This window comes from Microbacterium sp. PRC9 (genome assembly GCF_031844125.1).
In the GTDB taxonomy this organism is placed as follows: Bacteria; Actinomycetota; Actinomycetes; order Actinomycetales; family Microbacteriaceae; genus Microbacterium.
In genome coordinates this window covers 328057-352521 of record NZ_JAUZUR010000004.1, presented here as the reverse complement: position 1 = coordinate 352521, position 24465 = coordinate 328057, and the positions used below count along the sequence as shown (strand labels likewise).

The following is a 24465-nucleotide window of genomic DNA, read 5'->3' as shown; positions in this document are numbered from 1 at the left end:
CGCGGGGCATGCGGACGCCGCGCGCCTTGACATGGCGCCGCCCGATGAGTCAAGGGGACTCGGACGCGACCCGGCGCGCGGTAGCCTGGGCGTGCCGAGTCCACGAAACCGTCAGGAGACCGCGTGACAGAGCCCGCCGCCCACACCGCCGAACTCGTCGTCGTCGCCAACCGGCTGCCGGTGGACCGTGTCGTGGACGGGGATGGCGAGCCGGGCTGGCGGCGCTCGCCCGGCGGCCTCGTGACGGCGCTCGAGCCGATGATGCGCCGCACCGACGGTGCGTGGGTCGGCTGGCCGGGGCAGCCCGACATCGAGGTCGATCCTTTCGAGTTCGAGGGCACCTACCTGGTGCCCGTGAAGCTCAGCGCCGAAGACGTCGAGCTCTACTACGAGGGCATGTCGAACGACACCTTCTGGCCGCTCTACCACGACGTCATCGCCGAGCCCCGGTACCGCCGGGTGTGGTGGGACTCGTACGTCAAGGTGAACCGGCGGTTCGCGGAATCGGCCGCCGAGGTCGCGGCGCAGGGCGCGACCGTGTGGGTGCAGGATTATCAGCTTCAGCTCGTCCCACAGATGCTCCGCGAGGCGCGTCCCGACCTGACGATCGGCTACTTCCACCACATTCCCTTCCCGGCATACGGTCTCTATTCGCAGCTGCCGTGGCGACGGCAAGTGCTCGAAGGGCTGCTGGGGGCAGACGTCATCGGATTCCAGCGTGTTGCCGACGCCGGAAACTTCGCCCGCGCGGTGCGCCGGCAGTTCCGCTACGAGACGAAGGCGTCCGGGATCACCGTGCCCAACCCCGACGGCACCACCCGCCGCGCGCTGGCGAAGGCGTTCCCGATCTCGATCGATGCCTCCTCGTACGTGGAGCTCGCTCAGCGCGATGACGTGAAGGCGCGCGCGAAGGAGATCCGCGAGAGCCTGGGGAATCCGAAGAAGATCCTGCTCGGCGTCGACCGGTTGGACTACACCAAAGGCATTCGTCACCGCATGAAGGCATTCGGCGAGCTGCTGGAGGACGGCCGCATCACGGTCGAGGATGTGACGCTTGTGCAGGTCGCGAGCCCGAGCCGCGAGCGGGTCGCGGCCTACATGCAGCTGCGCGACGAGATCGAGCTCACCGTGGGTCGCATCAACGGCGACCACGACACGATGGGGCACACGGCGATCCGGTACCTCCACCAGGCGTATCCGCGGGAGGAGATGGTGGCCCTGTTCATGGCTGCCGACGTCATGCTGGTCACCGCCCTCCGCGACGGAATGAACCTCGTCGCGAAGGAGTACGTCGCTGCACGCATCGACAACCGGGGCGTGCTCGTGCTGAGCGAGTTCGCCGGCGCCGCGGACGAGCTGCCGAGCGCGGTGCGGATCAATCCCCACGACATCGATGGGATGAAGGACGCCATCATGCGGGCCATCGAGATGCCCCCTGCCGAGCAGGGTCGTCGCATGCGGGCGCTGCGGAGGAAGGTGCTCGAGAACGACGTCGCGCGATGGTCGCAGTCGTTCCTCGACGCGCTCGACGGGGCGCGCGAGCGCAACAGGTTCCCCGCGCTCAACAAGGCTGCGGGGTCCCGCGCATGACCGTCGACTCGCGGGCCGCGGCCGCGGCGATCGACAAGCTCGCAGCATCCGATCGCCTTCTCGCAGCCCTCGACTTCGACGGCACGCTGTCGCCGCTCGAGGACGAGCCGATGGACGCACGGATGCTGCCCGCCGCGCGCGAAGCCGTCGACGCGCTGGTCGCGGCGCCGGACACGATCGTCGCTTTCGTCTCGGGGCGCAGCCTCGTCGACCTTCGCGTGATCGCCGAGCACGACGACTCGTCGCAGGTGCTGCTGGCGGGATCGCACGGCGCCGAGTTCTGGCTCCCGGGTGAGGGCATTGTGAGCCACGGCGAAGAAGAGGCCGACGTCGCCCTGCGCGACGCGCTCCGCGGGCATGCCGAGGAGGCCACAGCGCACCTGGAGGGCGTCTGGATCGAGCCGAAGACCTTCGGGTTCGGTGTGCACACGCGCCGGGCGACCGTCGAGGCCGCGGCCGAGGCGAACCGCGTGGTCGATGAGATCGTCGCGGCCGAGGCCCCGCACTGGCGCCGGCGCACGGGGCACAACATCGTCGAGTTCGCCTTCCGGCATGAGGGCAAGGACTCCGCCATCGCCGAGCTGCGCGAGCGCGTGGGCGCCACGGCGGTGCTGTTCGCCGGCGACGACGTCACCGACGAGGACGCGCTGGCGAGCCTCGGAGACGGCGACCTCGGCGTGCGCGTGGGGGAGGGTGAGACCGCCGCAGCGGTGCGCGCGCCCGACATCGCGGGTCTCGCCGCCCTGCTGAAGCGCCTGGCAGCTGAGCGCTCGCAGCGTCGCTCTTAGGGATCGCACGGGCTCCGTCACTCGGGGCGAGCGGGTCGTGTCACGGGAATACACTGAGTCAATGGCCCAGCCCGATTCGCTCGCTGACAACTCCATCGACATCAAGCCCCGCAGTCGCGTCGTCACCGACGGCATCGAAGCCACGACGTCCCGCGGCATGCTCCGTGCCGTCGGCATGGGCGACGCGGACTGGGAGAAGCCGCAGATCGGCATCGCCTCGAGCTGGAACGAGATCACCCCCTGCAACCTGAGCCTCGACCGGCTCGCGCAGGGCGCCAAGGAGGGCGTGCACGCCGGTGGCGGGTACCCGCTGCAGTTCGGCACCATCTCCGTCTCGGACGGCATCTCGATGGGCCACGAGGGCATGCACTTCTCGCTCGTCTCCCGCGAGGTGATCGCCGACTCCGTCGAGACCGTCATCATGGCCGAGCGCCTGGACGGATCGGTGCTGCTCGCCGGCTGCGACAAGTCGATCCCCGGCATGCTCATGGCATCGGCGCGCCTGGACCTCTCGAGCGTCTTCCTGTACGCCGGCTCGATCGCGCCCGGCTGGGTCAAGCTCTCCGACGGCACCGAGAAGGACGTCACCATCATCGACTCGTTCGAGGCCGTGGGCGCGTGCCTCGCGGGCAAGATGAGCGAGGCCGACCTCAAGCGCATCGAGTGCGCGATCGCCCCGGGCGAGGGCGCCTGCGGCGGCATGTACACCGCCAACACGATGGCCTCCGTCGCCGAGGCGCTCGGACTCAGCCTTCCCGGCTCGGCCGCGCCGCCGTCGGCCGACCGCCGCCGCGACTACTTCGCGCACCGCTCGGGCGAGGCCGTGGTCAACCTGCTGCGTCAGGGCATCACGACGCGCGACATCCTCACCAAGGAGGCGTTCGAGAACGCGATCGCGCTCGCGATGGCGCTGGGCGGCTCGACCAACGTCGTGCTGCACCTGCTCGCGATCGCCCGCGAGGCCGATGTCGACCTGACCCTGCACGACTTCAACCGCATCGGCGACAAGGTGCCGCACGTGGCCGACATGAAGCCGTTCGGCAAGTACGTCATGAACGACGTCGACCGGCACGGCGGCATCCCGGTGATCATGAAGGCGATGCTCGACGAGGGTCTGCTCCACGGCGACGCGCTCACCGTCACCGGCAAGACGCTGGCCGAGAACCTCGCCGACCTGAATCCCGACCCTGTCGACGGCACCGTCATCCACTCGTTCGACGACCCGATCCACGCCAAGGGCGGCATCACGATCCTGCACGGCTCGATCGCCCCCGAGGGTGCGGTCGTGAAGTCGGCCGGCTTCGACGCCGACGTGTTCGAGGGCCCTGCCCGCGTGTTCGAGCGCGAGCGTGCCGCGATGGACGCGCTCGAGGCGGGCGAGATCGCCGCCGGTGACGTCGTCGTGATCCGCTACGAAGGCCCCAAGGGCGGCCCGGGCATGCGCGAGATGCTCGCGATCACCGCTGCCATCAAGGGCGCTGGGCTCGGAAAAGATGTACTACTCTTGACGGACGGCAGATTCTCAGGCGGCACAACCGGCCTGTGCATCGGCCACATAGCACCCGAAGCGGTGGACGCAGGTCCCATCGCCTTCGTGCGCGATGGTGATCTGATACGGGTCGATATCGCGGCTCGCACTCTCGACCTACTCGTCGACGAGGCTGAGCTTGACTCCCGCCGGTCTGGCTGGGAGCCGCTTCCCCCGCGCTATACCCGTGGCGTCCTTGCCAAGTACTCCCGACTCGTGCGCTCCGCTGCGGAGGGCGCGACCACCGGTTGAGCCTGGCTTCCGACATCCGCCTCCGACCCATTTCAGAGGAAATCACCATGTCAGCCGACACCGCCGCGGCCGTTCCCCGGCCGCCAGCCCGCACCGCCTCGACGCCCGTGCTCACGGGCGCGGAAGCGGTCGTCCGTTCTCTCGACCTGCTCGGGGTGACCGACGTCTTCGGTCTTCCGGGTGGCGCCATCATGCCCGTGTACGACCCCCTCATGGACGACGAGTCGGTGCGCCACATCCTCGTCCGGCACGAGCAGGGCGCCGGTCACGCGGCCGAAGGCTATGCCGCCGCATCGGGTCGTGTCGGCGTCGCGATCGCGACGTCCGGTCCCGGCGCGACGAACCTCGTCACCGCGATCGCCGACGCCTACATGGACTCGGTGCCGATCGTCTGCATCACCGGCCAGGTCTTCTCCACCCTCATGGGAACGGATGCCTTCCAGGAAGCCGACATCGTCGGCATCACGATGCCGATCACCAAGCATTCGTTCCTGGTGAAGCGCGCGGAAGACATCCCGGGTGCCATCGCGGCCGCCTTCGAGATCGCCGCGACCGGTCGCCCCGGCCCCGTGCTCGTCGACATCACGAAGGACGCCCAGCAGGCCGAGGCGCCGTTCGTCTGGCCGCCGAACATCGACCTCCCGGGCTACCGGCCGGTCACGAAGGCGCACGGCAAGCAGATCCAGGCTGCGGCTCAGCTGATCGCCGACGCCAAGAAGCCGGTGCTGTACGTCGGCGGCGGCGTGATCCGCGCCCGGGCCTCCGAGGAGCTCCGTTCGCTCGCCGAGACGACGGGTGCGCCCCTTGTGACCACGCTGATGGCTCGCGGTGCGTTCCCGGACTCACACCCGCAGCACCTCGGCATGCCCGGCATGCACGGCACGGTGCCGGCGGTGCTCGCGCTGCAGGAGGCCGACCTCATCGTCGCCCTCGGGGCCCGCTTCGACGACCGTGTCACCGGCAAGGCGGCCCTGTTCGCGCCGAACGCGAAGGTCGTGCACGTCGACATCGACCCCGCCGAGATCTCGAAGATCCGCACCGCCGACGTGCCGATCGTGGGCGACCTCAAGGACGTGCTCGTCGACCTCGACGTGGCGTTCCGCGCGGTCAGTGGTGGCACCGCGCCCGACATCGCCGAGTGGTGGTCGTTCCTCGATGGGCTGCGCGACGAGTTCCCGCTCGGCTACACCCAGCCCACCGACGGCCACATGTCACCGCAGTACGTGATCCAGCGCATCGGCGAGCTCACCGGCCCCGAGGGCGTCTACGCCGCCGGCGTGGGCCAGCACCAGATGTGGGCCGCGCAGTTCATCAAGTACGAACGTCCGAACGCGTGGCTCAACTCGGGCGGCGCCGGCACGATGGGCTACTCGGTTCCCGCGGCGATGGGCGCGAAGGTCGCCGAGCCCGATCGCGTCGTGTGGGCGATCGACGGCGACGGCTGCTTCCAGATGACCAATCAGGAACTCGCCACCTGCGCGATCAACAACATCCCGATCAAGGTCGCGATCATCAACAACTCGTCGCTGGGCATGGTGCGCCAGTGGCAGACGCTGTTCTACGACGGCCGCCACTCGAACACCGACCTCAACACCGGCCATGGCACGGTGCGCATCCCCGACTTCGTGAAGCTGGCGGAGGCGTACGGCTGCCTCGCGATCCGCGTCGAGAAGGAAGAGGACGTGGATGCTGCGATCCAGACGGCGCTCGAGACGAACGACCGCCCGGTGGTCATCGACTTCGTCGTGAGCGCCGACGCGATGGTGTGGCCGATGGTGCCGCAGGGCGTGAGCAACAGCTTCGTCCAGTACGCGCGGGACCACTCGCCCGCCTTCGACGAGCAGGAGGACTGAGACATGACGAGTCACGTGCTGAGCCTCCTCGTGGAGGACAAGCCCGGTCTGCTGACGCGCGTCGCGGGCCTGTTCGCCCGGCGCGGCTTCAACATCGAGTCGCTCGCGGTGGGCGTCACCGAGGTGCCCGGGCTCTCGCGCATCACGGTGGTCGTGGACGTCGACGAGCTTCCCCTCGAGCAGGTCACCAAGCAGCTCAACAAGCTCATCAACGTCATCAAGATCGTCGAGCTCGACCCCGCGGCATCCGTCCAGCGCGAGCACATGCTCGTGAAGGTGCGCGCCGACAACCAGACCCGTTCGAATGTGCTCGAGGTCGTGAACCTCTTCCGCGGCCAGATCGTGGACTACGCGCCCGACGCGCTCGTGGTCGAGGTCACCGGCGACAAGGGCAAGGTCGACGCATTCCTGCGCGCGCTCGAGCCCTTCGGCATCAAGGAGCTGGCGCAGTCCGGCCTCGTCGCCATCGGCCGCGGCGGCAAGAGCATCACCGAGCGTGTGCTGCGCGGCTGAGTCCCTGGCATCCACTACTTCCAGAACCGATCAATCAAGGAGAAACACGAAGATGGCTGAGATCTTCTACGACGCCGATGCCGACCTGAGCATCATCCAGGGCAAGAAGGTGGCGATCGTGGGCTACGGCTCGCAGGGCCACGCGCACGCCCAGAACCTTCGCGACTCGGGTGTCGAGGTCGTCATCGCGCTCAAGGACGGCTCGAAGTCGATCGAGAAGGCGCAGGACGAGGGCTTCGAGGTCAAGTCGGTCGCCGACGCGGCCGAGTGGGCCGACGTCATCATGATCCTCGCGCCGGACCAGCACCAGCGCGGGATCTACAACGACAGCATCAAGGACAAGCTGACCCCGGGCAAGACGCTCGCGTTCGCGCACGGCTTCAACATCCGCTTCGGCTACATCGAGGCGCCCGAGGGTGTCGACGTCATCCTCGTCGCGCCGAAGGCGCCGGGCCACACGGTGCGCCGCGAGTACGTCGCGGGCCGCGGCATCCCCGACATCATCGCCGTGGAGCGCGACGCGACGGGTGGCGCCTGGGCGACCGCGCTGTCGTACGCGAAGGCCATCGGCGGCACGCGCGCCGGCGTCATCAAGACGACCTTCACCGAGGAAACCGAGACCGACCTGTTCGGCGAGCAGGCCGTCCTCTGCGGCGGTGTGTCGCAGCTCGTCCAGTACGGCTTCGAGACCCTGACCGAGGCGGGCTACCAGCCGCAGATCGCGTACTTCGAGGTGCTGCACGAGCTCAAGCTCATCGTGGACCTCATGTGGGAGGGCGGCATCGCCAAGCAGCGCTGGTCGGTCTCCGACACCGCCGAGTACGGCGACTACGTCTCGGGCCCGCGCGTCATCGACCCGCACGTCAAGGAGAACATGCAGGCCGTGCTCGCCGACATCCAGTCGGGCGCGTTCGCCAAGCGCTTCATCGACGACCAGGACAACGGCGGCGTCGAGTTCCTCGAGCTGCGTGAGAAGGCCGCCGCCCACCCGATCGAGTCGGTCGGCAAGGACCTGCGCTCGCTCTTCGCGTGGAAGCAGACGGACTCCGACTACGTCGAGGGCTCGGCCGCGCGCTGACTCTGACCGAAGGCCCGGTTCCCGTTCGTGGGGAACCGGGCCTTCGGCGTCTGCTGACGCCCCTGCGACTGAGACATCGGATGTCTGTGTCAGGATGGGAGGACACAGCGACGAGAGTGAGCGGGGCGAGGATGCGACAGCAGTGGTTCGACGAGGCGCGGTTCGGGATGTTCGTGCACTTCGGCCTGTACAGCGGCGCGGCACGGCACGAATGGGTGCAGAACTACGAGTTCCTCACCGATGAGGAATACCGCCAGTACTTCGAGAACTTCGACCCCGATCTCTTCGATGCACGGGCGCTCGCGCGGCGTGCGAAGGAGTCGGGGATGGGCTACGTCGTGCTCACGACGAAGCACCACGAGGGTTTCGCGCTCTGGAACACGGCCGTCAGCGACTTCAACTCCGTCGCCGCGTGCGGGCGCGACCTCGTTCGCGAGTACGTCGACGCGCTCCGCGCCGAAGGGCTGCGGGTGGGCCTGTACCACTCGCTCATCGACTGGCACCACCCCGACTTCACGGTCGACGTGAACCACCCGAGACGGGCGGACGCGGACGTCGCGGCCCTCAACTCAGGGCGCGACATGGCGCGCTACCGCGAGTTCCTGCACGCCCAGGTGCGTGAGCTCCTCACGGACTACGGGCGGATCGACTACCTGTTCTTCGACTTCACCTATCCCGAGACCGTGGACGGTCTGGCAGGCAAGGGGCCGGAGGACTGGGACGCCGAGGCGCTGCTCGCGATGTGCCGCGACCTCCAGCCCGAGATGCTCGTGAACGACCGGCTGGGCATCCCCGCGGACTTCGTCACGCCCGAGCAGTACCAGCCGACTTCCCCGCTCGTGGTCGACGGCGTCCCTCAGGTGTGGGAGGCCTGCCAGACGATGAACGGCTCGTGGGGCTACCACCGCGACAACACCGAGCAGAAGCCGGCGACGCTGCTCGTCCAGATGCTCGCGGACTCGGTCTCGATGGACGGCAACATGCTCCTCAACATCGGCCCGGACGGCCGCGGGGCGATCGCCCCGCGGGACGAGCGCACGCTGGCCGAGATCGGCGAATGGATGCGGCTGCACCGGGGTGCGATCGTCGGCGCCGGCCACGCGGGCTTCGAGCCGCCGCGTGAGGGCGTCTACACCAGGCGAGGGCGGAAGCTCTATCTGCACCTGCTGTCCTGGCCGCTGGGGTTCGTCCACCTGCCCGCACTGGCGGGCGAGGTCACGTACGCGCGGCTGCTCCACGACGGGTCGTGGCTGAAGACGTCGGCGGCCGATCCGAGCCGCAAGGCGGTCAACATGACGCCGGCGGGCGAAGCGGAGGGGACTCTGACCGTCCACCTCCCGGTGGCACGGCCGGATGTCCTGGTGCCGGTGATCGAGCTCACGCTCGCCCAGGACTGAGTCCGCTCAGGCGGTGGGCATCTCGAGGTTGTCGAGGGCCCACCGCGCGGCACCGTGCAGGATCGCGTCGGCGCGCGTCTGCGCGGCCTCGATCCGCAGCTGCTGAGTGGCCAGGGGGTGGCACGCCTCGTAGACGCGGCTGCGCACTGCGGCGATGAAGGGCTCCGACGCGCTCATGCTGCCGGTCAGGAACACGGCATGGGGGTTGAAGAAGTTGACCACGCCCGAGAGCGCCTGGCCCAGGTGGGTGCCGGCGGTGCGGACGATGGTGGTCGCCTCGGGCTCGGCGTCGCGGGCCAGCGCCAAGACGTCCGCGGTGGTCTCGACGTCCGTCCGTCCGCGCTCGCGCATCTGGCGGACGAGGCTTGCGCCGCTGGCGACGGTCTCGAGGCAGCCGGTGTTTCCGCAGGAGCACGGGATGTCGCCGCTGCCGTCGATGCGCGTGTGCGTGATATCGCCTGCCGCACCCGTGGCCCCTCGGTGGATGTGGCCGTCCACGATGATGCCGCTGCCGATGGCCGTGCCAGCCTTGACGGTGATGCTGTGGCCGTTCGCGCCGAACTGCGCGCGGTGCTCGCCGAGTGCGGCGAGGTTCGCGTCGTTGTCGACGGCAACAGGCACGCCGTAGCGGCGCCGCACGTAGTCGGGGACACGGAAGCCGGGCCACCCGGGCATGCGCGACGGCTGCGTGACGGTTCCGCGGTCGATGTCGACCGGGCCAGGAAGGCTGATGCCGATCGCATGGATCGTGGTGTCCCGCGCGAGCTCGTCGAAGACATCACACACGGCGTCGAGCGTGGCCTCGGGGCCGTCCGCGAGGGCGACCGGGATGGAACGCGTCTCACGCAGCTCGCCGCTGAGCGAGTGTGCGCCGATGCGGGCGTGGCCGCCTCCGAGGTCGACCGTCAGCACGATCCCCGAACCCTCGTCGATGCCCAGAAGCCGTGGACGCCGACCGCCGCGTGACGTGCCGTCGCCGCGCTCGGTCACGAGCCCGGCGTCTATCAGCGTCTGCACCCTCAGGCTGACGGTCGACGGCGCGAGGCCCAGCGCCGCGGCGAGCTCGCTGCGCGAGCTCGCCCGCCCGCGCGCGATCAGATCGATGATCCGCCGGGACAGGTCCTCGTCGGCGAAAGAGCGGTCGGTGTCGGGGGTCATGTTCCCTCTCGCGGGTGTAGGCGGCCGTGTTTCCGAGACGTGACGAAGTATCACACGTCGATAAACATCCGATGTTCGGGTTGCGTCACCGATCGAAACCTGCGAGGGTGACTTGCGACACAAGAGTACAAGGTTGTTTCGAGAATCGAAATAACCTGAACCAACTGGCTGCCATAGGAGGCATTCGATGAAGAAGTTGCGCGTTGGCGCGGTGGCCGCAGCCACCGGCGTAGCGGTGGTGCTGACGGGGTGCGCGAGCGGTTCCGGTGGCGAGGGTTCCACCGACGGCAAGCCCACCATCGTCGTCGACATGTGGGCGGGGAGCGAGGACGACACCACGGCTCTCGAGAAGCAGGTCGCCATCGCGCAGGAGGAGAACCCCGATGTGACGATCAAGCTGCAGACCGCGCCGTGGAACGACTTCTTCACGAAGCTCACCACCAACATGGCCAGCGGGAACATGGCGTGCGTCACGGGCATGAGCGGCGCGCAGCTCGGTGGGTTCACCGACGGATTCCGCGAGCTGACGGCGGAAGACCTCGAGACGGCGGGCCTCGACTTCGCCGACTTCAACCCGGGCGCCGAGGGGATCCTGAGCTTCGAGGGCGGGCTGTACGGCGTTCCCTTCGACGTGGCGACGATGCTCGTCTACTACAACCAGGACATGCTGACCGCGACCGGTGCGGCGACGCCCGAGATCGGCTGGACCTTCGACGACTTCGAGGACGTCGCGACGACCGCGACCGCCGACGGCAAGTACGGATTCGGCATGGGCATGGGCGGATACCAGTGGATGTCGATGCCGATCGCGCTGTCCGGCAAGCAGCCGGCGTCGGAGGACGGCACGCTTCACATCGACGACCCCGACTTCGTGGACGCGGCCTCGTGGTACTCCGGCCTGGTCACCGACCTCGGAGTCGCGGCACCGGTCGCCTCGGCCTCCGACACCGGCTGGGGAGAGAACCAGTACACCGGCGGCAACGCGGCCATGGCCGTCGACGGCACGTGGAATGCGGTGAGCTACCTCAACAACGAGTCGGGCTTCGCCGCCGGCATGGCGCCGCTCCCGGCAGGTGACCACGGCAACTCCGGACCGATCCTCGGATCGGGCTACGGCATCTCGAAGACGTGCGACAACCCCGAGGCCGCCCTCAAGGTCATGGGTTCGCTGCTCGGCAAGGACGCGCAGGACTACATCGCCTCGTCGGGCCGCTCGTACCCGGCGCGCACCGAGTCGCAGCCGCTGTACTTCGACTCCATCGACGAGCAGTACCGCGAACAGGTCCAGACGGTCTTCGAGTCGGCGTTCGCCACCACCGTGCCGCTGTACATGACGAAGAACTGGGAGAAGCTCGACAGCTACATCCAGCCGAACCTCGTCAGCGTCTACAACGGCCAGATGGAGATGTCGGACCTGCTGGAGAGCGCCCAGGCGCAGTTCGGCAACTGACCGGGTTCGGCCTCGAACCCTCGCACGTGAGCAAGAGAGCAGAGCAATGACGACCACGACGACGACACGTCGCGGGTCGCTCGCCAGGGCCGAGGCCCGCCAGGCGCTGGGCTTCGCAAGCCCGGCCCTGGTGGGGCTCGCCCTGTTCACGATCGTGCCCGTCGGGCTCTCGATCGTGATGAGCGTCTACGACTGGCCGACGTTCGGCGACCGCACCTTCAACGGCGTCGAGAACTACGCCAAGCTGTTCACCAGCAGCCCGGACTTCTGGCCGGCGCTGCGCAACTCCGCGGTCTACACGCTGCTGTACGTGCCGCTCAGCATTGCCCTCTCGCTCGCGCTCGCGATCGGGCTGGGGCCGCGCATCCGCGGTCGCGGAGCCCTCCGCGTGCTCTTTTTCATCCCGGTCGTCGTGCCCATGGTGGCCAACGTCCTGGTGTGGAAGATGATGCTGCAGCCGCAGGGCCTGTTCAACGGGCTGGCGCAGAGCTGGTTCGGCATCACGCTGCCGAACTTCCTCGCCGATCCCTCGTGGGCGATGATCATGGTGGTCGCGATGAGCGTGTGGCAGGGGCTCGGCTACAACATGCTGATCTTCTCCGCGGCGCTCGAGCAGCTCCCCGAGAGCGTGCTCGAGGCGGCCAGCATCGACGGCGCCCGGGGCTTCCGCCTCGTCTGGAGCGTCATGATCCCGATGATCTCGCCGTCGATCTTCTTCGCGACGATCATGACGATGATCACCGCCCTCCAGGTGTTCGCCCAGCCGCAGCTGCTGACCGGCGGCGGCCCGGGCAACGCGACGAAGCCGCTCGTCATGTTCATCTGGGAACAGGGGTTCACCTTCGGCGACCTGGGACTCGCTGCAGCAGCGGCGTGGATCCTTTTCGCGATCATCATCCTCATCACAGGCATGCAGTTCGCCGCGCAGCGGAAGTGGGTGCACTATGAGCACTGACACCGAGACCGAGACCGACAAGGAAGCGTCGGTGATCGAGCAGACGCTGCTCATGACGTCCGACGACGAGTTCGTCGAGGAGCCCCCGGCGCGCCGCCGCACCGCCGCCCGCACGCCCGGCGAGCGCATCCGACTTGTTCTCGCGCACATCTGCATCTACCTCGCGGCGCTCATCTTCCTCGCGCCCCTCGTCTATGCGTTCTTCTCGGCGCTCAAGCCCAACGAGGAGATGTTCTCGATGCCGCCCACGCTGGTCGGCTCGCAGATCAAGTGGGGCAACTTCGCGGAGGTCTTCGCCTACGGGCCGTTCCTGACCTATATCGGCAACTCGCTGTTCGTAGCGATCGCCGGCACCCTGGTCGTCCTCATCGTCTCGACGACCGCTGGCTACGCGTTCGGGCGCCTGCGCTGGAAGGGGCGTGACGCGGTCTTCGTGCTGTTCCTGGCCACGCTCATGGTGCCGGCCGAGGTGCTCGTCATCCCGATGTTCCAGGTGATGCAGTGGTTCGGATGGGTCAACACCTATCAGGCGCTCATCTTCCCGTTCGCCTTCACGGCGTTCGGCACCTTCCTCATGCGTCAGTTCTTCCGCGGCATCCCGTTCGAGCTCGAAGAGGCTGCCCGGGTCGACGGCTCGGGTCCGGTGCGCACCTTCCTCCAGATCATCCTTCCGCTGTCCAAGTCGGCGGTGGCTGTGCTCGCGGTGTTCACCTTCCTGTCGTTCTGGAACAGCTACCTCTGGCCGCTCATCGTGACGGTCGACTACGCGACGCTGGGCACGCTTCCCGTGGGCCTCGCCAGCTTCTCGGGTCTCACCGGCACGCGCTGGGATCTGCAGATGGCGGCCGCGATCATCTCGATGATCCCCACCACGATTCTCGTGATCGTCCTGCAGAAGCACCTGGTGAAGGGCATCGCGATGGCCGGGCTGGGCGGCCGATGAGCGGGTGCGCAGAGGCCCCCGCCGTCGTCGCCGGCATCGACATCGGGGGCACGAAGACCTCCGGCGCCCTCGTCGCCGCGGACGGCAAGGTGCTGGCGCGCGCGACGCGCGTCACCCCCGCCCGCGCCGGCGGCGCCGCGATGGCAGAGACGGCGGCGCTCCTCGTCGAGGAGCTCGCCGACGACACGGGCGTGCGTCCCGATGCGGTCGGCGTCGGCGCGGCGGGGGTCGTCGATCCGCAGAGCGGTGCCATCCGCGCCGCGTCGGACATGTTCGTGGATTGGGCGGGATTCCCGCTCGGCGAGCGCCTCGGCGACCGACTCGAGCTCGAGGTGCGCGTCGAGAACGACGTCAACGCCTTCCTCCTCGGCGAGACCGCGTGGGGCTCGGGGCGGGGGAGCGACGTGCTCGGCGTGATGCTCGGCACCGGTGTCGGCGGAGCGCTCGTGCTCGACGGAGCACTGCGCCACGGTCCATACGGCGCTGCCGGCGAGATCGGCCACACTCCGGGCTACAGCGATCTGGTCTGCACCTGCGGTCGCACCGGCCACCTTGAGACCCTGGCCTCGGGCACCTCGATCTCGCGCCGCTATGCGGCCGCGACCGGCGAGGTCGTCGTATCCGCGCGGGTCGTGGCCGACCGGGCGCGAACCGGCGACCCCGTTGCGAAGGCCGTGTTCGACGACGCCGGGAGGGCGGTCGCCCTCGCGTGCATCTCCGCCGCGACCCTCGTCGACGTGCCCCTCGCGGTAGTCGGGGGCGGGGTGGCCTCCGCATGGGACCTGCTCGCTCCTGCTGTCGAGGCCACGCTCCTGACCGATCCGCCGGTGTCCGGCGCTCCCTTGCGCATCGTTCCCGGAACCCTGCGCGGTGACGCGGTCGTGCTCGGTGCCGCGGCCCTGGTGGCGGCATCCGATCGTTCCATCCCCTCCGAATCGTTCGCAGAAGGTGAGCTCGTCCGTGACGTCGCGTCCTGACCACGACCAGATCTGGAAAGGCCCCCTGGGCCCGCTCCACCCGGCGGGGCTCGCGCGCCCGCGTATAGGCATCGGCGGCATCTCGATCGAGTCGAGCACGTTCTCACCGCACATCTCGGGTGACGAGGCGTTCACGATCCGCACCGGAGATGAGCTGCTCGCGTACTACCCCTTCCTCTCCGAGGGGGAGGAGCTGCGGGATGCTGCGACCTGGGTCCCGCTCACGCACGGGCGGTCCCTGCCCGGCGGGGCGGTCGACCCGCAGACCTATGCGCGCATGAAGCAGGCGATCGTCGAGGGGATCCGTGCGGAAGGCCCGTTCGACGCGTTCTTCTTCGACATCCACGGAGCGATGAGCGTCGTGGGCATGGACGACGCCGAGGGCGACCTCGCGATTGCGGTGCGCGAGGCGCTCGGTCCAGACACCCTCGTATCGGCGTCGATGGATCTGCACGGCAACGTGTCGGACGCCCTTTTCGACGCCGTCGACCTCATCACCTGCTACCGGATGGCGCCGCACGAGGACTGGATGAACACCAAGCAGCGCGCGGTGCACAACCTGCTCGAGCGACTGCGTGGTGCCTTGGGTGCCGACCCGGACGCGCGACGCCCCTACAAGGCGTGGGTGCGCGTCCCGGTGCTGCTGCCCGGCGAGAAGACGAGCACGCGGCTCGAGCCCGCCCAGGGGCTGTACGGCACCATCCCGGATGTCGAGGAGCTCGAGGGCGTCGTCGACGCCGCGGTCTGGGTGGGCTACGCGTGGGCCGACGAACCCCGTTGCCACGCCACCGTCATCGTGACCGGCGACGACCCGGATGTGATCGCCCGCGAATCGGAGCGGCTCGGACGGCGGTACTGGGATGCACGAGCGGACTTCGTCTTCGTGGGTCCGACGGCGAGCCTCGACGAGGCGCTCGACGAGGCTCTGGCGGACGACGCGCCGCGGCCCTACGTCATCTCCGATTCCGGTGACAACCCCACCGCGGGCGGCGCCGGAGACGTCTCGTGGACCCTCGGTCGCCTGCTCGAGCGGGCCGACCTCGACGATGCGTCGCGCACGGTGCTCGCGGCTTCCGTGTTCGATCCGGAGGCCGTGAGCACCGCCCAGGCGGCGGGGATCGGCGGCACGGTCACGGTGCACGTGGGCGGCCGTGTCGACCCCGGGCCGCGGGGGCCGGTCGAGGTCACCGGCGAGGTGTTCTCGATCACCGACGGCGACCCGGTCGCGGGCACGCAGGTCGTGGTACGCCGTGGAGCCGTGCACGCGATCGTGACCGAGCGGCGCAAGCCCTTCCACTCCCTCGACGACTTCCGGATGCTGGGACTCGACCCTGAGTCGGCCGACATCGTCATCGTGAAGATCGGCTATCTCGAACCCGAGCTCTACGATCTCGCCGCGGGCTGGACGCTCGCGCTCACCCCCGGCGGCGTCGACCAGGATCTGCTGCGCCTCGGCCACTCCCGGCTGCGCCCCGGAACCTACCCGTTCGCCACGACCGACGACGAGCCCGACCTTGCGGCACTCGTCACCCGACGCCGCGGCACGGAGGCACGCGCATGAACTTCGAGACCCGCACCGGACCCGACCTCGGCGACGCGGCGCCCGAGTACCCCGAGACGCCGGTTCCCGACTGGTATCGCGACGCGAAGCTCGGGTTCTTCATCCACTGGGGCGTGTATTCGGTGCCCGCATGGGCGCCGGCCCACCCTCCCGGGGGAGTGCCGACCGAGGACGCCTATGCCCACCACCAGTACGCCGAGTGGTACGCCAACACGGTGCGCATCGCGGGGAGCCCGACGTGGCGGCGCCACCAGGAGCTCTACGGCACGGGCACGAGCTACGAGGACCTCGCGGAACAGTGGAATCCCGATGGGTTCGACGCCGACGCATTCGTCGGCGCGCTCGTCGACGCGGGCGCGCGCTACGTCGTGCCCACGACGAAGCATCACGACGGCTTCTGCCTGTGGGACACCGCGACGACGACGTTCAGCTCGGCCCGCCGCGGGCCGCGCCGCGACCTGATCGCCGAACTCCACGACGCGACGCGTCGCGCGGGCACGAGGTTCGGCGTCTACTTCTCGGGCGCGCTGGACTGGCACGTCAGCGACCACCCGCCGATCGAGTCCGACACCGACCTGTTCCGGTTCCGCCGGGCGGACGAGTGGTTCTCGCGGTACGCCGCCGCCCAGCTCGACGAGCTCGTCGACCGCTTCCGCCCCGACCTGCTCTGGAACGACATCGAGTGGCCGGACGGCGGCAAGGGGCAGCAGGACTACGCGGTCGCCGCTCTGCTGCGCCGCTACCTCGCCGCCGTGCCGGACGGCGCAGTGAACGACCGTTGGGGCGTGCCTCGGCACGGCTTCCTCACGCGCGAGTACACCCACGTCGCCGACATCGTCGCCGAGCCCTGGGAGTCGACGCGTGGACTCGGGTACTCCTTCGGCTACAACCAAGCGGAGGATGCGAGTCATTCGCTGTCGGGCGACGCCCTTATCCGGCTCCTCGCCGACGTCGTGAGCAAGAACGGCAATCTCCTGATCAACGTCGGCCCGCGCGCCGACGGATCGATCCCCGAGCTGCAGCAACGCGCCATGCGGGAGCTCGGAGCGTGGCTCCGCCGCGACGGCGACGCGATCTACGCCACGCGCCCGTGGGTGCGCGCGTACGAGGAGACCGGCGCGCCGCGCGCCTACACCGCTGCCGAGAGTGTGGTCAACGTGATCGCGCTCGACCCCGCCTCGGGCGAGTTCGATCTTCCCGAGGAGCTCGCCGGCCGGCCTGCCCGTTGGGCGGACGGCACCGAGGCTGCGCTCGAGCGTGCGCCCGACGGTCGCGTGTACGCGACCGTCCCCGACGCCTTCCGGACCGAGCCGGCGGTCGCCCTCCGGGTCGAGCTGTGATCCCCACGGTCGTCGAGATCGCAGTGCAGGACGCCGCGGGTGCTCGCGCGGCGATCGAGGCCGGCGCCGATCGACTCGAGCTGTGCCAGGCGCTCGTCGTCGGCGGTCTCACCCCGTCGATCGGGTCGATCGAGGCCGTGTGCGACGCGGTCGGGGCCGAGAAGGTGAACGTGCTGGTGCGTCCCCGGGGCGGCGGCTTCGTGTACGACGCCGACGAGGTCGCAGTCGTCACGGCCGACATCCGCGCCTGCGTCGCGCGGGGGGTGGGCGGCGTCGTGGTCGGCGCGCTCGAGCGCGACGGCCGCGCCGACCGCGAGGCGCTTCGCCGGTGGACGGATGCCGCGGGCCCTGCGACGCTCGTCTTCCACCGTGCGATCGACGCGTCGCCGCGCAGCGCCGAGGTGTTCGAGACCCTGCTGGCCGAGGGCATCGGCCGGGTGCTGACGTCGGGGGGCGCGGAGCGCAGCATCCAGGGGATCGACCGCCTCGAGGCGTACGCCCGCCTCGCCGGGCCGGACCTCGAAGTGACGGCAGGCGGGGGAGTGGCGCCGGCCGACATCCGCCACCTCGTCCGCGCCGGCGTGGGCGCCGTGCACCTCTCGGCGCGCCGGCGCGCGGGGCTCGGCGCGTCCGCGGGACCCGGCGGCGGCACGGACGGGCACGATGTCACCGATCCGGGGATCGTAGCGGAAGCGGTGGCCGCCGCCCGGGGTTGAGCACCGCTGCCGGTCGGAGCGGTTGCTGAGAGTTTCCTCATCCGCGGACTCTTGTCGCCGTGCCCGGGAGCGTGGTTCGATCCTCGCCATGGGAGAAAACATGCCTGATCACGCATCCGACCACGACCTCGGGACCACGGCGGAGAACCCGCCCCACTCGGGTCTGAGTCGACGCAATTTCCTCGTGGGTGTCTCCGCGGCGAGTGTGCTCGCCGCGGCCGGATGGGTGCAGTCGCCGCAGGCGTTGGCCGCACCCGGCGGGAAGTCCGTGACCATCACCGTCATGGGCACATCCGACATCCACGCGAACGCGCTCAACTGGGACTACTACAAGGACGCCGCCTACAGCGACAGTGCGGGCAACACGATCGGGCTGGCTCGCGTGTCGAGCCTCGTGAACCAGATCCGTGCAGATCGGGGACGCGGCCGGACGCTGCTGTTCGACGCCGGCGACACGATTCAGGGGTCGCCGCTGGGCTTTTACTACGCGACCGTCGACCCGGTCACCGCGTCGGGTGCGATGCATCCGATCGCGGCCGCGTTCAACGCGATCGGCTACGACGCCGTGGCCCTCGGCAACCATGAGTTCAACTACGGGCTCGACTTCCTCGACAACTGGATCTCACAGTTGGATGCCCCGGCCCTGGCCGCGAACGCCGTGCACGCGGGCACGACCGATCCCGCGTTCCGCCCCTATGTCGTCAAGAAGATGAACATTCCCGGCTACAAGCCGATCCGCGTCGGCGTGCTCGGCCTCACCAACCCCGGCGTCGTCATCTGGGACAAGGCGAACGTGAGCGGCCGCATCGACGTGCTCGACGTCGTAGAGTCGGCGGCGCGCTGGGTGCCCGTGATGCGGGCGGAGGGCGTCGACGTGGTCGTCGTGAGCGTGCACGCGGGCGACAGCGGGCTGTCGTCGTACGGCTCCGACATCCCGGTCGAGAACGCGTCCGCCCTGCTGGCCGAGCAGGTGCCCGGCATCGACGCGGTCCTCTTCGGTCACGCCCACCAGGACGTCCCGCAGCGGTTCGTGACGAACAAGGCTACGGGCAGGCAGGTCGTCATGAGCGAGCCGAAGAACTGGGGTCAGCGCCTCAGCGTGTTCGACCTCACGCTCACGATCGACCGCGGCAAGTGGGCGGTCACCGGAGCGAAGTCCCTCACCGTCAACACGAACACGGTCGCCGACGACCCCGCGCTCGTCCAGGTCGTGAAGGCGCAGCACGACGCCGTCGTCGCGTACGTCAACACGCCGGTCGCGACCTCCACCGAGGTGCTCTCTGCCGCCGAGTCGTGCTGGAAAGACACCGCGATCCTCGACTACATCCACCACGTGCAGATCGACACCGTGTCGAAGGCGATCGCCGGCACCCCCGAGGCATCCCTTCCGATCATCTCCCTCGCGGCGCCGTTCAACCGCGCCGCGACGTTCCCGGCCGGGCAGGTCACGATCAAGGACGTCGCGGGGCTGTACATCTACGACAACACGCTGCTCGGGTCGGTGATCACGGGCGCCCAGATCAAGGACTATCTCGAATACTCGGCCAAGTACTTCCAGCAGGTGGCACCCGACGCTCCGGTCGCGCCCGCGACCTGGACGAACGCGCTCAACACCCCGGATTACAACTTCGACCAGTTCTCGGGCGTCACATACGACATCGACATCTCCCAGCCCCAGGGTTCGCGCATCGCGAACCTCGCCTTCGGCGGAGCGCCGGTGCCGGCCGACCAGCGGTTCGTGGTGGCGATCAACAACTATCGGCAATCAGGTGGCGGCGGGTTCCCGCACGTCGCGACCGCGCCCGTGGTCTACAACGCGCAGGTCGCAATCCGCGAGGCGATTGTGGCGTACGCCTCGGCGACGGGAGTGATCGACCCCGCCGACTTCCACGTCGCGAACTGGCGGCTGGTGCGCGCGGGGGTGCCGGTGTTCTGACCACGCGCGGCCCGGTGAAGCGCGGGCGCGGGGGTGAGCGAGCATCCTGCGGCGAATTCCTGCTCGGGATCCGCGCGCCCCGTGGGCTTCATTCACCGGCAGCGGAGGCGAGCGCTGCGCACGTCTCGACACGCTCCTCGCCGGGGAAGTACGTCGTCCATTCGTCCGTGGTGAGCTCTCGGCCGGCCAGCGTGCACGCGTGGGTCGACTGCTGCCGGGCGCCCAGGTCCCAGATCCGGATGCCGCTGGGCAGGGCTTCTATCAGGCTCTCGCCGTCGGCGGTGAGGAACCCGCCGGCGATGAGAGTCGCATCCGCCGCACCGTCGAGCGGACCCGCGAGGGCGACGTTCCCCGCCAGATCGTAGAGCGTGAGCGTGTTGTTGTACCCGACGTTCAGCAGCGTGCGACCGTCCGCGCTGACCGCGATCCGGTTGCCGCCGCCTGCAGCCCGCGCAAGGGCGGCGAGCGGCTCGAGTGTGCGCAGGTCGTAGATCCGGGCTTCATCCTCCGCGACGCCGACCAAGCGGTCGTCGTCGACGGCCAGGCTCCCCTCCAGGCCGTAGAGACCGCGCGCGATGAGGTCTCCGGTCGAGATCTCGAAGACCCCGGTCTCCGAGGTGGCCCGCTCCACGTTCCACCAGGTGATCACGGCGCGCGTCGCGTCGGGCGTTTCGCTGATCGAACCCACGTCGGTGAAGCGCCCTTCGGCGAGCCTGATGATCGGTCCGAGGGCCTCGCCCGTCGAAGGGTCGAAGGCGACCACGGCGCCAGGCCATGCGGCGAAGGCCGGGGTCGCCCAGCCCCCCGGGTAGACGTTCACCGAGTCGGGCAGATCGCCGATGCGCAGGGGGATCTCGTCGCCCGTCGACACGTGCTCGAGCGTCGGCCGCCCCCACTGCTGCCAGTACCGCGCGTACAACGGGCCTGACTCGTACTCGGCGAAGCGTGCCACCACTCCGCTGCCGAGCGGCACGATCCTCGCCGACTCCTCGCCGACGGCGACGTCGCGGTCGATGTCCCACAGCCGCATCGGCCCGCCACCTGATGGCTGTGTGACGACGAGTGAGCCTCCTGCCTCGGGGCCCTCGAGCAGCTCGCGTCCTTTCGCGACGACCTCCGCGCCCGCGCCACCGCCGTCGATCCGCCAGCGCAGCCAGACCGGCGGGATCGTGGGGAACGCGAGCAGGGACTGATCGTCGATGGTTTCGAAGAACGCCTTCCGGTTGTACTGCAGTGGCGCACGCGCACCCGTCGCCTCGCCGGTGTGGAGATCGAGGATCGACAATCCTCCGTATGATCCGCAGGCGATCGTGTCGGGGCTTACGAGATGCAGCGTTACGCAGGTCTCCGTCGGTTCCACGTTGCGGCGCCACAGGACGGTTCCGTCGGAGGCGATGCGGACCGTGCCGTCCCACCCTGCGGCCACCAATCCACCCCCGCCGTCGGTGATGATCGCTTCGCTCGATCTGTCGCTGTCGAGTGGAATCGTTCGCGCGAGCGCGAGTGAATCCTGTTCGTGCAACCGGATCTCGTGGCCTGCGCCGACGGCGACGAGTTCCTCGTCGACGATGGCGGGGCTCGCGTACACCTGCACGTCGTCCATGTTCGAAGGCGGGGAGGGCGCCCAGCCGCTCGATACCCGCACGACGCCTGACGCCGAGTCGACCGCGATCAGTTCGGCCGTCTCCGCGTCGACCATGAACAGACTCCGACCCGCCGCATCCCACACCGCGCCAGGCCACAACATGGCTCGAACCACGTCGATTTCCGGGTGGGCTCGTCCCCTCGCGAGATCGATCACCGAAAGGTGCGTCCAGCAGCACTCGTCCGCATCTACCGGATCAGTGGAGACGAAGACGGTGATCGCCGCAGCAGATCCGTCGGGACTCACCGAGACGCTCCGCTCCGACCCGGCGACCGCCGCCGGCAGCTCGGCGTCGAGCACGTCGAGTGAGTCGCCGGTCGCCAGATCCACGATGTCGACCGTCGACGCTGTGCGATCGGTCGGAGCCGCCGATACTCGCACCGCGGTGCCCGTCCCCGGAATGACATCGAGCCAGGGGACTGACGCGTCGGCCCCGTGGTGGACGGCGACGACGCCTCCGGAGTTCGTCACGACACCCCAGAGCGCGGATCGCGTCCGCGGATCGTCGGGCCATCGGCGGTACGCCTCAGCGGCGAGCAATGCGGCGACCTCGCGGTCCTGGTCGAGCAGCGAGAGCGACGTCGCAACGAGTGCCTCGACGCTCGCGTTCTCGGCAGCGACCTGCGCCTCCCCGCCCCGCACGACCGCGAGGCTTCCGCCGACGATCGCCGCCACCAGCAGCACGCCCGCACCTCCCACCGCCCACCGCAACCGTCGGTTGCTCCGCTTCTCGCGGGCGGCGCGCTCGCCGAGCTCGCGCAGCTCGTCCTGCTCGCGTTCGGCCGACGCGTCCAGCAGTTCCCGCTCCACGGCGGTGAGGTCGGGCTGCGCCTCGCCACGCCAGTCCAGCGCCGCCTGCAGGCGCGCTCCGCGGAGCAGGTCCTCGTCCCGCCGGCCGGACCCGTTCCACAGCTCCGCCGCCGTCGCGACGACCGGGACGAGGCGCGCTCCCTCGGCGTCCTCCTCGAGCCAGCGGTCAAGGCGCGGCCACGCCGTCGCGACGGACTCATGGGCGATCGTCACCTCGTCCCCGTCGGTGGTCAGGAGTCGCGCGGTGACCAGGCGGTCGAGCACCCTGCGGCGCGCCGGGTCCGCGACGAGCGGTGCGAGCTGACCGGTATGCCGAACCGAGGCGCCGTCGGCGCCACGGTGCACGAGTCGCAGCATCAGAGATCGGCACGCATCGGCATCCTCGGCGTCGAGCGACCTGTAGAGACTCTCGGCCGACTGGGCGATGGCGCCGACGAGACCTCCGGACGCCTCGTACCCGGCGACGGTGAGCGTCGCTCCCTCGCGCCGGACCCAGGTCTCGACCAGGGCGTGCGAGACGTGGGGAAGCGTGCTGCGCCGGTCGGCGGCATCCCTCACGATCACTTCGACGAGTCCCGGCTCGAGCCGGAGACCGGCGCGGGTGGCCGGGTATTCGATCGCCTCTCGCAGACCGGCGAGGCTGAGCGGCCCGATCGCGTAGACGCCCCGGCCGATCAAGGTTCCGATGTGAGGCAGCCCCGTCGCGCGGTCGAGGAAGTCGCTGCGGAGGGTCATGATCACCGCCGACCCGGTCGACAGGACACTTGCGACGAGCGCGCACAGCTCCTCCTGCTCGCGCTCGGGGAGCTGAAACACCGCCTCCGACTGGTCCACGACGACGAGGTCGGCCGCGCCCCGCTGCTCGAGCCGTCCGCGAAGTCGCGGCGCGGCTTCGCGTCCCGCGGTGACGATAGCCACGCGGCGGCCCTCCGAGCCGTGCGGGAGCAGGCCCGCGAACACCAGCGACGACTTCCCCGAGCCGGACGCCCCCACCACCGCGGTCAGCGTTCCCGGCCGTACGCGTTGCAGGAGCGCCTCGATGTCGCTCTCGCGTCCGAAGAACTCGTCCGCGTCGGCGGTCGAGAAGGCCGCCAGGCCGCGGTACGGGCACGCGTCGCTCACGCGATGCAGCGTCTTGACGAGGGCGAGGGCCGGATCCTGCCGCAGCATCGACGCCTCGAGTTCGCGCAGCCGCTGCCCGACGTCGATGCCGAGTTCGTCGACGAGTCGCGTGCGAGCGGCGCGCACGGTGGCGAGCGCCTCGGCCTGCCTCCCGGCGCGGTAGTTGGCGATCGCGAGGATCGCCCAGCGATCCTCGCGGAGCGGGGCCGCGCGCACGAGGCGCTCGGCGTCGGCGATGACCGCGCGGTGCTCGCCTTCGGCGAGGCGGGCCTCGAGCAGCTCCTCCTGGGCGCTGTCGCGGATCTCGATGAGACGCTCGGCTTCGATCGCCGCGGGCGCCCAGTCGACCAGCTCCGCGTAGGGTTCGCCGCGCCACAGCTCGAGCGCGCGCCGGTACGCGTCGACCGCGCGATCGTGCTCGTCATGCAGGGCATGCTGCCGCGCACTCGAGACCACGCGCTCGAACTCGAACGCGTCGATCGTCGCGGGATCGATCCCCAGCGTGTACTCGGAGCCCCGGGTCACCACGGCGGCGCTCCCGAGCCCGGCCCGGATGCGGGCCACGCAGGTCTTCACCTGCTGCGGCCATGTGCGCGGCGGATCCTCGCCCCAGCACGCCTCCGCGAGGTCGCCCGGCGCGACAGTGCGTCCCGCTCGCACGATCAGTGCGGCGAGAACCACCCGCTCCCGCGGGCTCAGGGTGTGCTCGGTCCCCGTGTCGAGCGGCCCCAAGACCCTGATGGCCATCTTTGCAGTGTGATCTCCGCCGATACGAGCGTCAACGGCATCCGCCCCTGATCAGTACCGGACCAGTACCGGACGCGCCCGATCCCGATACCGGATGCCGCGACGC

General features: G+C 69.6%; 17 protein-coding genes. 15 read left to right on the top strand and 2 right to left on the bottom strand.

Annotation, left to right across the window (positions count from 1 at the left end):
- Positions 1–123: 123 nt before the first annotated feature.
- From Q9R33_RS10930 to Q9R33_RS10900, 7 genes are all read left to right on the top strand, one after another.
- Positions 124–1590: a trehalose-6-phosphate synthase gene (locus Q9R33_RS10930; protein WP_311293742.1), complete on the top strand. Its 1467-nt coding sequence runs from the start codon at positions 124–126 to the stop codon at positions 1588–1590.
- Positions 1587–2378 carry a trehalose-phosphatase gene (gene otsB / locus Q9R33_RS10925; protein ID WP_310247140.1) on the top strand — a complete coding sequence of 264 codons (792 nt, stop codon included), beginning with the start codon at positions 1587–1589 and terminating at the stop codon, positions 2376–2378. Before Q9R33_RS10930 ends, otsB begins: the two co-directional genes overlap by 4 nt.
- 61 nt (positions 2379–2439) lie before the next feature.
- Positions 2440–4158, top strand: coding sequence for a dihydroxy-acid dehydratase (gene ilvD / locus Q9R33_RS10920; protein WP_311293741.1), 1719 nt, complete (start codon positions 2440–2442; stop codon positions 4156–4158).
- 47 nt (positions 4159–4205) lie between these two features.
- Complete coding sequence (locus tag Q9R33_RS10915) at positions 4206–6011, top strand: acetolactate synthase large subunit (RefSeq protein WP_056367670.1); 1806 nt, start codon at positions 4206–4208, stop codon at positions 6009–6011.
- 3 nt (positions 6012–6014) lie between these two features.
- Positions 6015–6524 (top strand): acetolactate synthase small subunit, encoded by a 510-nt coding sequence (gene ilvN, locus Q9R33_RS10910; protein ID WP_045297961.1) that lies wholly within the window; start codon positions 6015–6017, stop codon positions 6522–6524.
- 4 nt (positions 6525–6528) lie between these two features.
- The gene (gene ilvC / locus Q9R33_RS10905; RefSeq protein WP_311293837.1) at positions 6529–7602 is read left to right on the top strand and encodes a ketol-acid reductoisomerase; all 1074 of its coding nucleotides are present in this window, start codon (positions 6529–6531) and stop codon (positions 7600–7602) included.
- 131 nt (positions 7603–7733) lie between these two features.
- Positions 7734–8999 carry an alpha-L-fucosidase gene (locus tag Q9R33_RS10900; RefSeq protein WP_311293740.1) on the top strand — a complete coding sequence of 422 codons (1266 nt, stop codon included), beginning with the start codon at positions 7734–7736 and terminating at the stop codon, positions 8997–8999.
- 6 nt (positions 9000–9005) lie between these two features.
- On the opposite strand, the gene Q9R33_RS10895 is transcribed toward Q9R33_RS10900, so the two are convergent.
- On the bottom strand, positions 9006–10157 hold the full coding sequence (locus tag Q9R33_RS10895; protein ID WP_311293739.1) for an ROK family transcriptional regulator: 1152 nt from the start codon (positions 10155–10157) through the stop codon (positions 9006–9008).
- Between the two features lie 187 nt (positions 10158–10344).
- On the opposite strand from Q9R33_RS10895, the gene Q9R33_RS10890 reads away from it, so the two are divergent.
- From Q9R33_RS10890 to Q9R33_RS10855, 8 genes are all read left to right on the top strand, one after another.
- A complete protein-coding gene (locus tag Q9R33_RS10890) occupies positions 10345–11607 on the top strand; it encodes an ABC transporter substrate-binding protein (RefSeq protein WP_235560166.1) in 1263 nt (420 codons plus the stop codon).
- A gap of 46 nt (positions 11608–11653) precedes the next feature.
- Entirely contained in the window at positions 11654–12562 is a 909-nt protein-coding gene (locus Q9R33_RS10885) for a carbohydrate ABC transporter permease (protein ID WP_056367664.1), read from the top strand.
- Complete coding sequence (locus Q9R33_RS10880; protein WP_311293738.1) at positions 12552–13505, top strand: carbohydrate ABC transporter permease; 954 nt, start codon at positions 12552–12554, stop codon at positions 13503–13505. Before Q9R33_RS10885 ends, Q9R33_RS10880 begins: the two co-directional genes overlap by 11 nt.
- Positions 13502–14482 carry an ROK family protein gene (locus Q9R33_RS10875; RefSeq protein WP_056367662.1) on the top strand — a complete coding sequence of 327 codons (981 nt, stop codon included), beginning with the start codon at positions 13502–13504 and terminating at the stop codon, positions 14480–14482. Before Q9R33_RS10880 ends, Q9R33_RS10875 begins: the two co-directional genes overlap by 4 nt.
- Before the next feature lie 10 nt (positions 14483–14492).
- Positions 14493–16043 carry a M81 family metallopeptidase gene (locus Q9R33_RS10870; protein ID WP_396654100.1) on the top strand — a complete coding sequence of 517 codons (1551 nt, stop codon included), beginning with the start codon at positions 14493–14495 and terminating at the stop codon, positions 16041–16043.
- Positions 16040–17383: an alpha-L-fucosidase gene (locus tag Q9R33_RS10865; protein WP_311293737.1), complete on the top strand. Its 1344-nt coding sequence runs from the start codon at positions 16040–16042 to the stop codon at positions 17381–17383. The genes Q9R33_RS10870 and Q9R33_RS10865 overlap by 4 nt, the downstream gene beginning before the upstream one ends.
- Positions 17380–18099 (top strand): copper homeostasis protein CutC, encoded by a 720-nt coding sequence (locus Q9R33_RS10860; protein ID WP_311293736.1) that lies wholly within the window; start codon positions 17380–17382, stop codon positions 18097–18099. Before Q9R33_RS10865 ends, Q9R33_RS10860 begins: the two co-directional genes overlap by 4 nt.
- A 100-nt stretch (positions 18100–18199) precedes the next feature.
- The gene (locus Q9R33_RS10855; RefSeq protein ID WP_311293735.1) at positions 18200–20035 is read left to right on the top strand and encodes a 5'-nucleotidase C-terminal domain-containing protein; all 1836 of its coding nucleotides are present in this window, start codon (positions 18200–18202) and stop codon (positions 20033–20035) included.
- 88 nt (positions 20036–20123) lie between these two features.
- Here Q9R33_RS10855 and Q9R33_RS10850 read toward each other — a convergent pair whose 3' ends face one another.
- A complete protein-coding gene (locus Q9R33_RS10850; RefSeq protein ID WP_311293734.1) occupies positions 20124–24359 on the bottom strand; it encodes a BTAD domain-containing putative transcriptional regulator in 4236 nt (1411 codons plus the stop codon).
- Positions 24360–24465 lie beyond the last annotated feature (106 nt).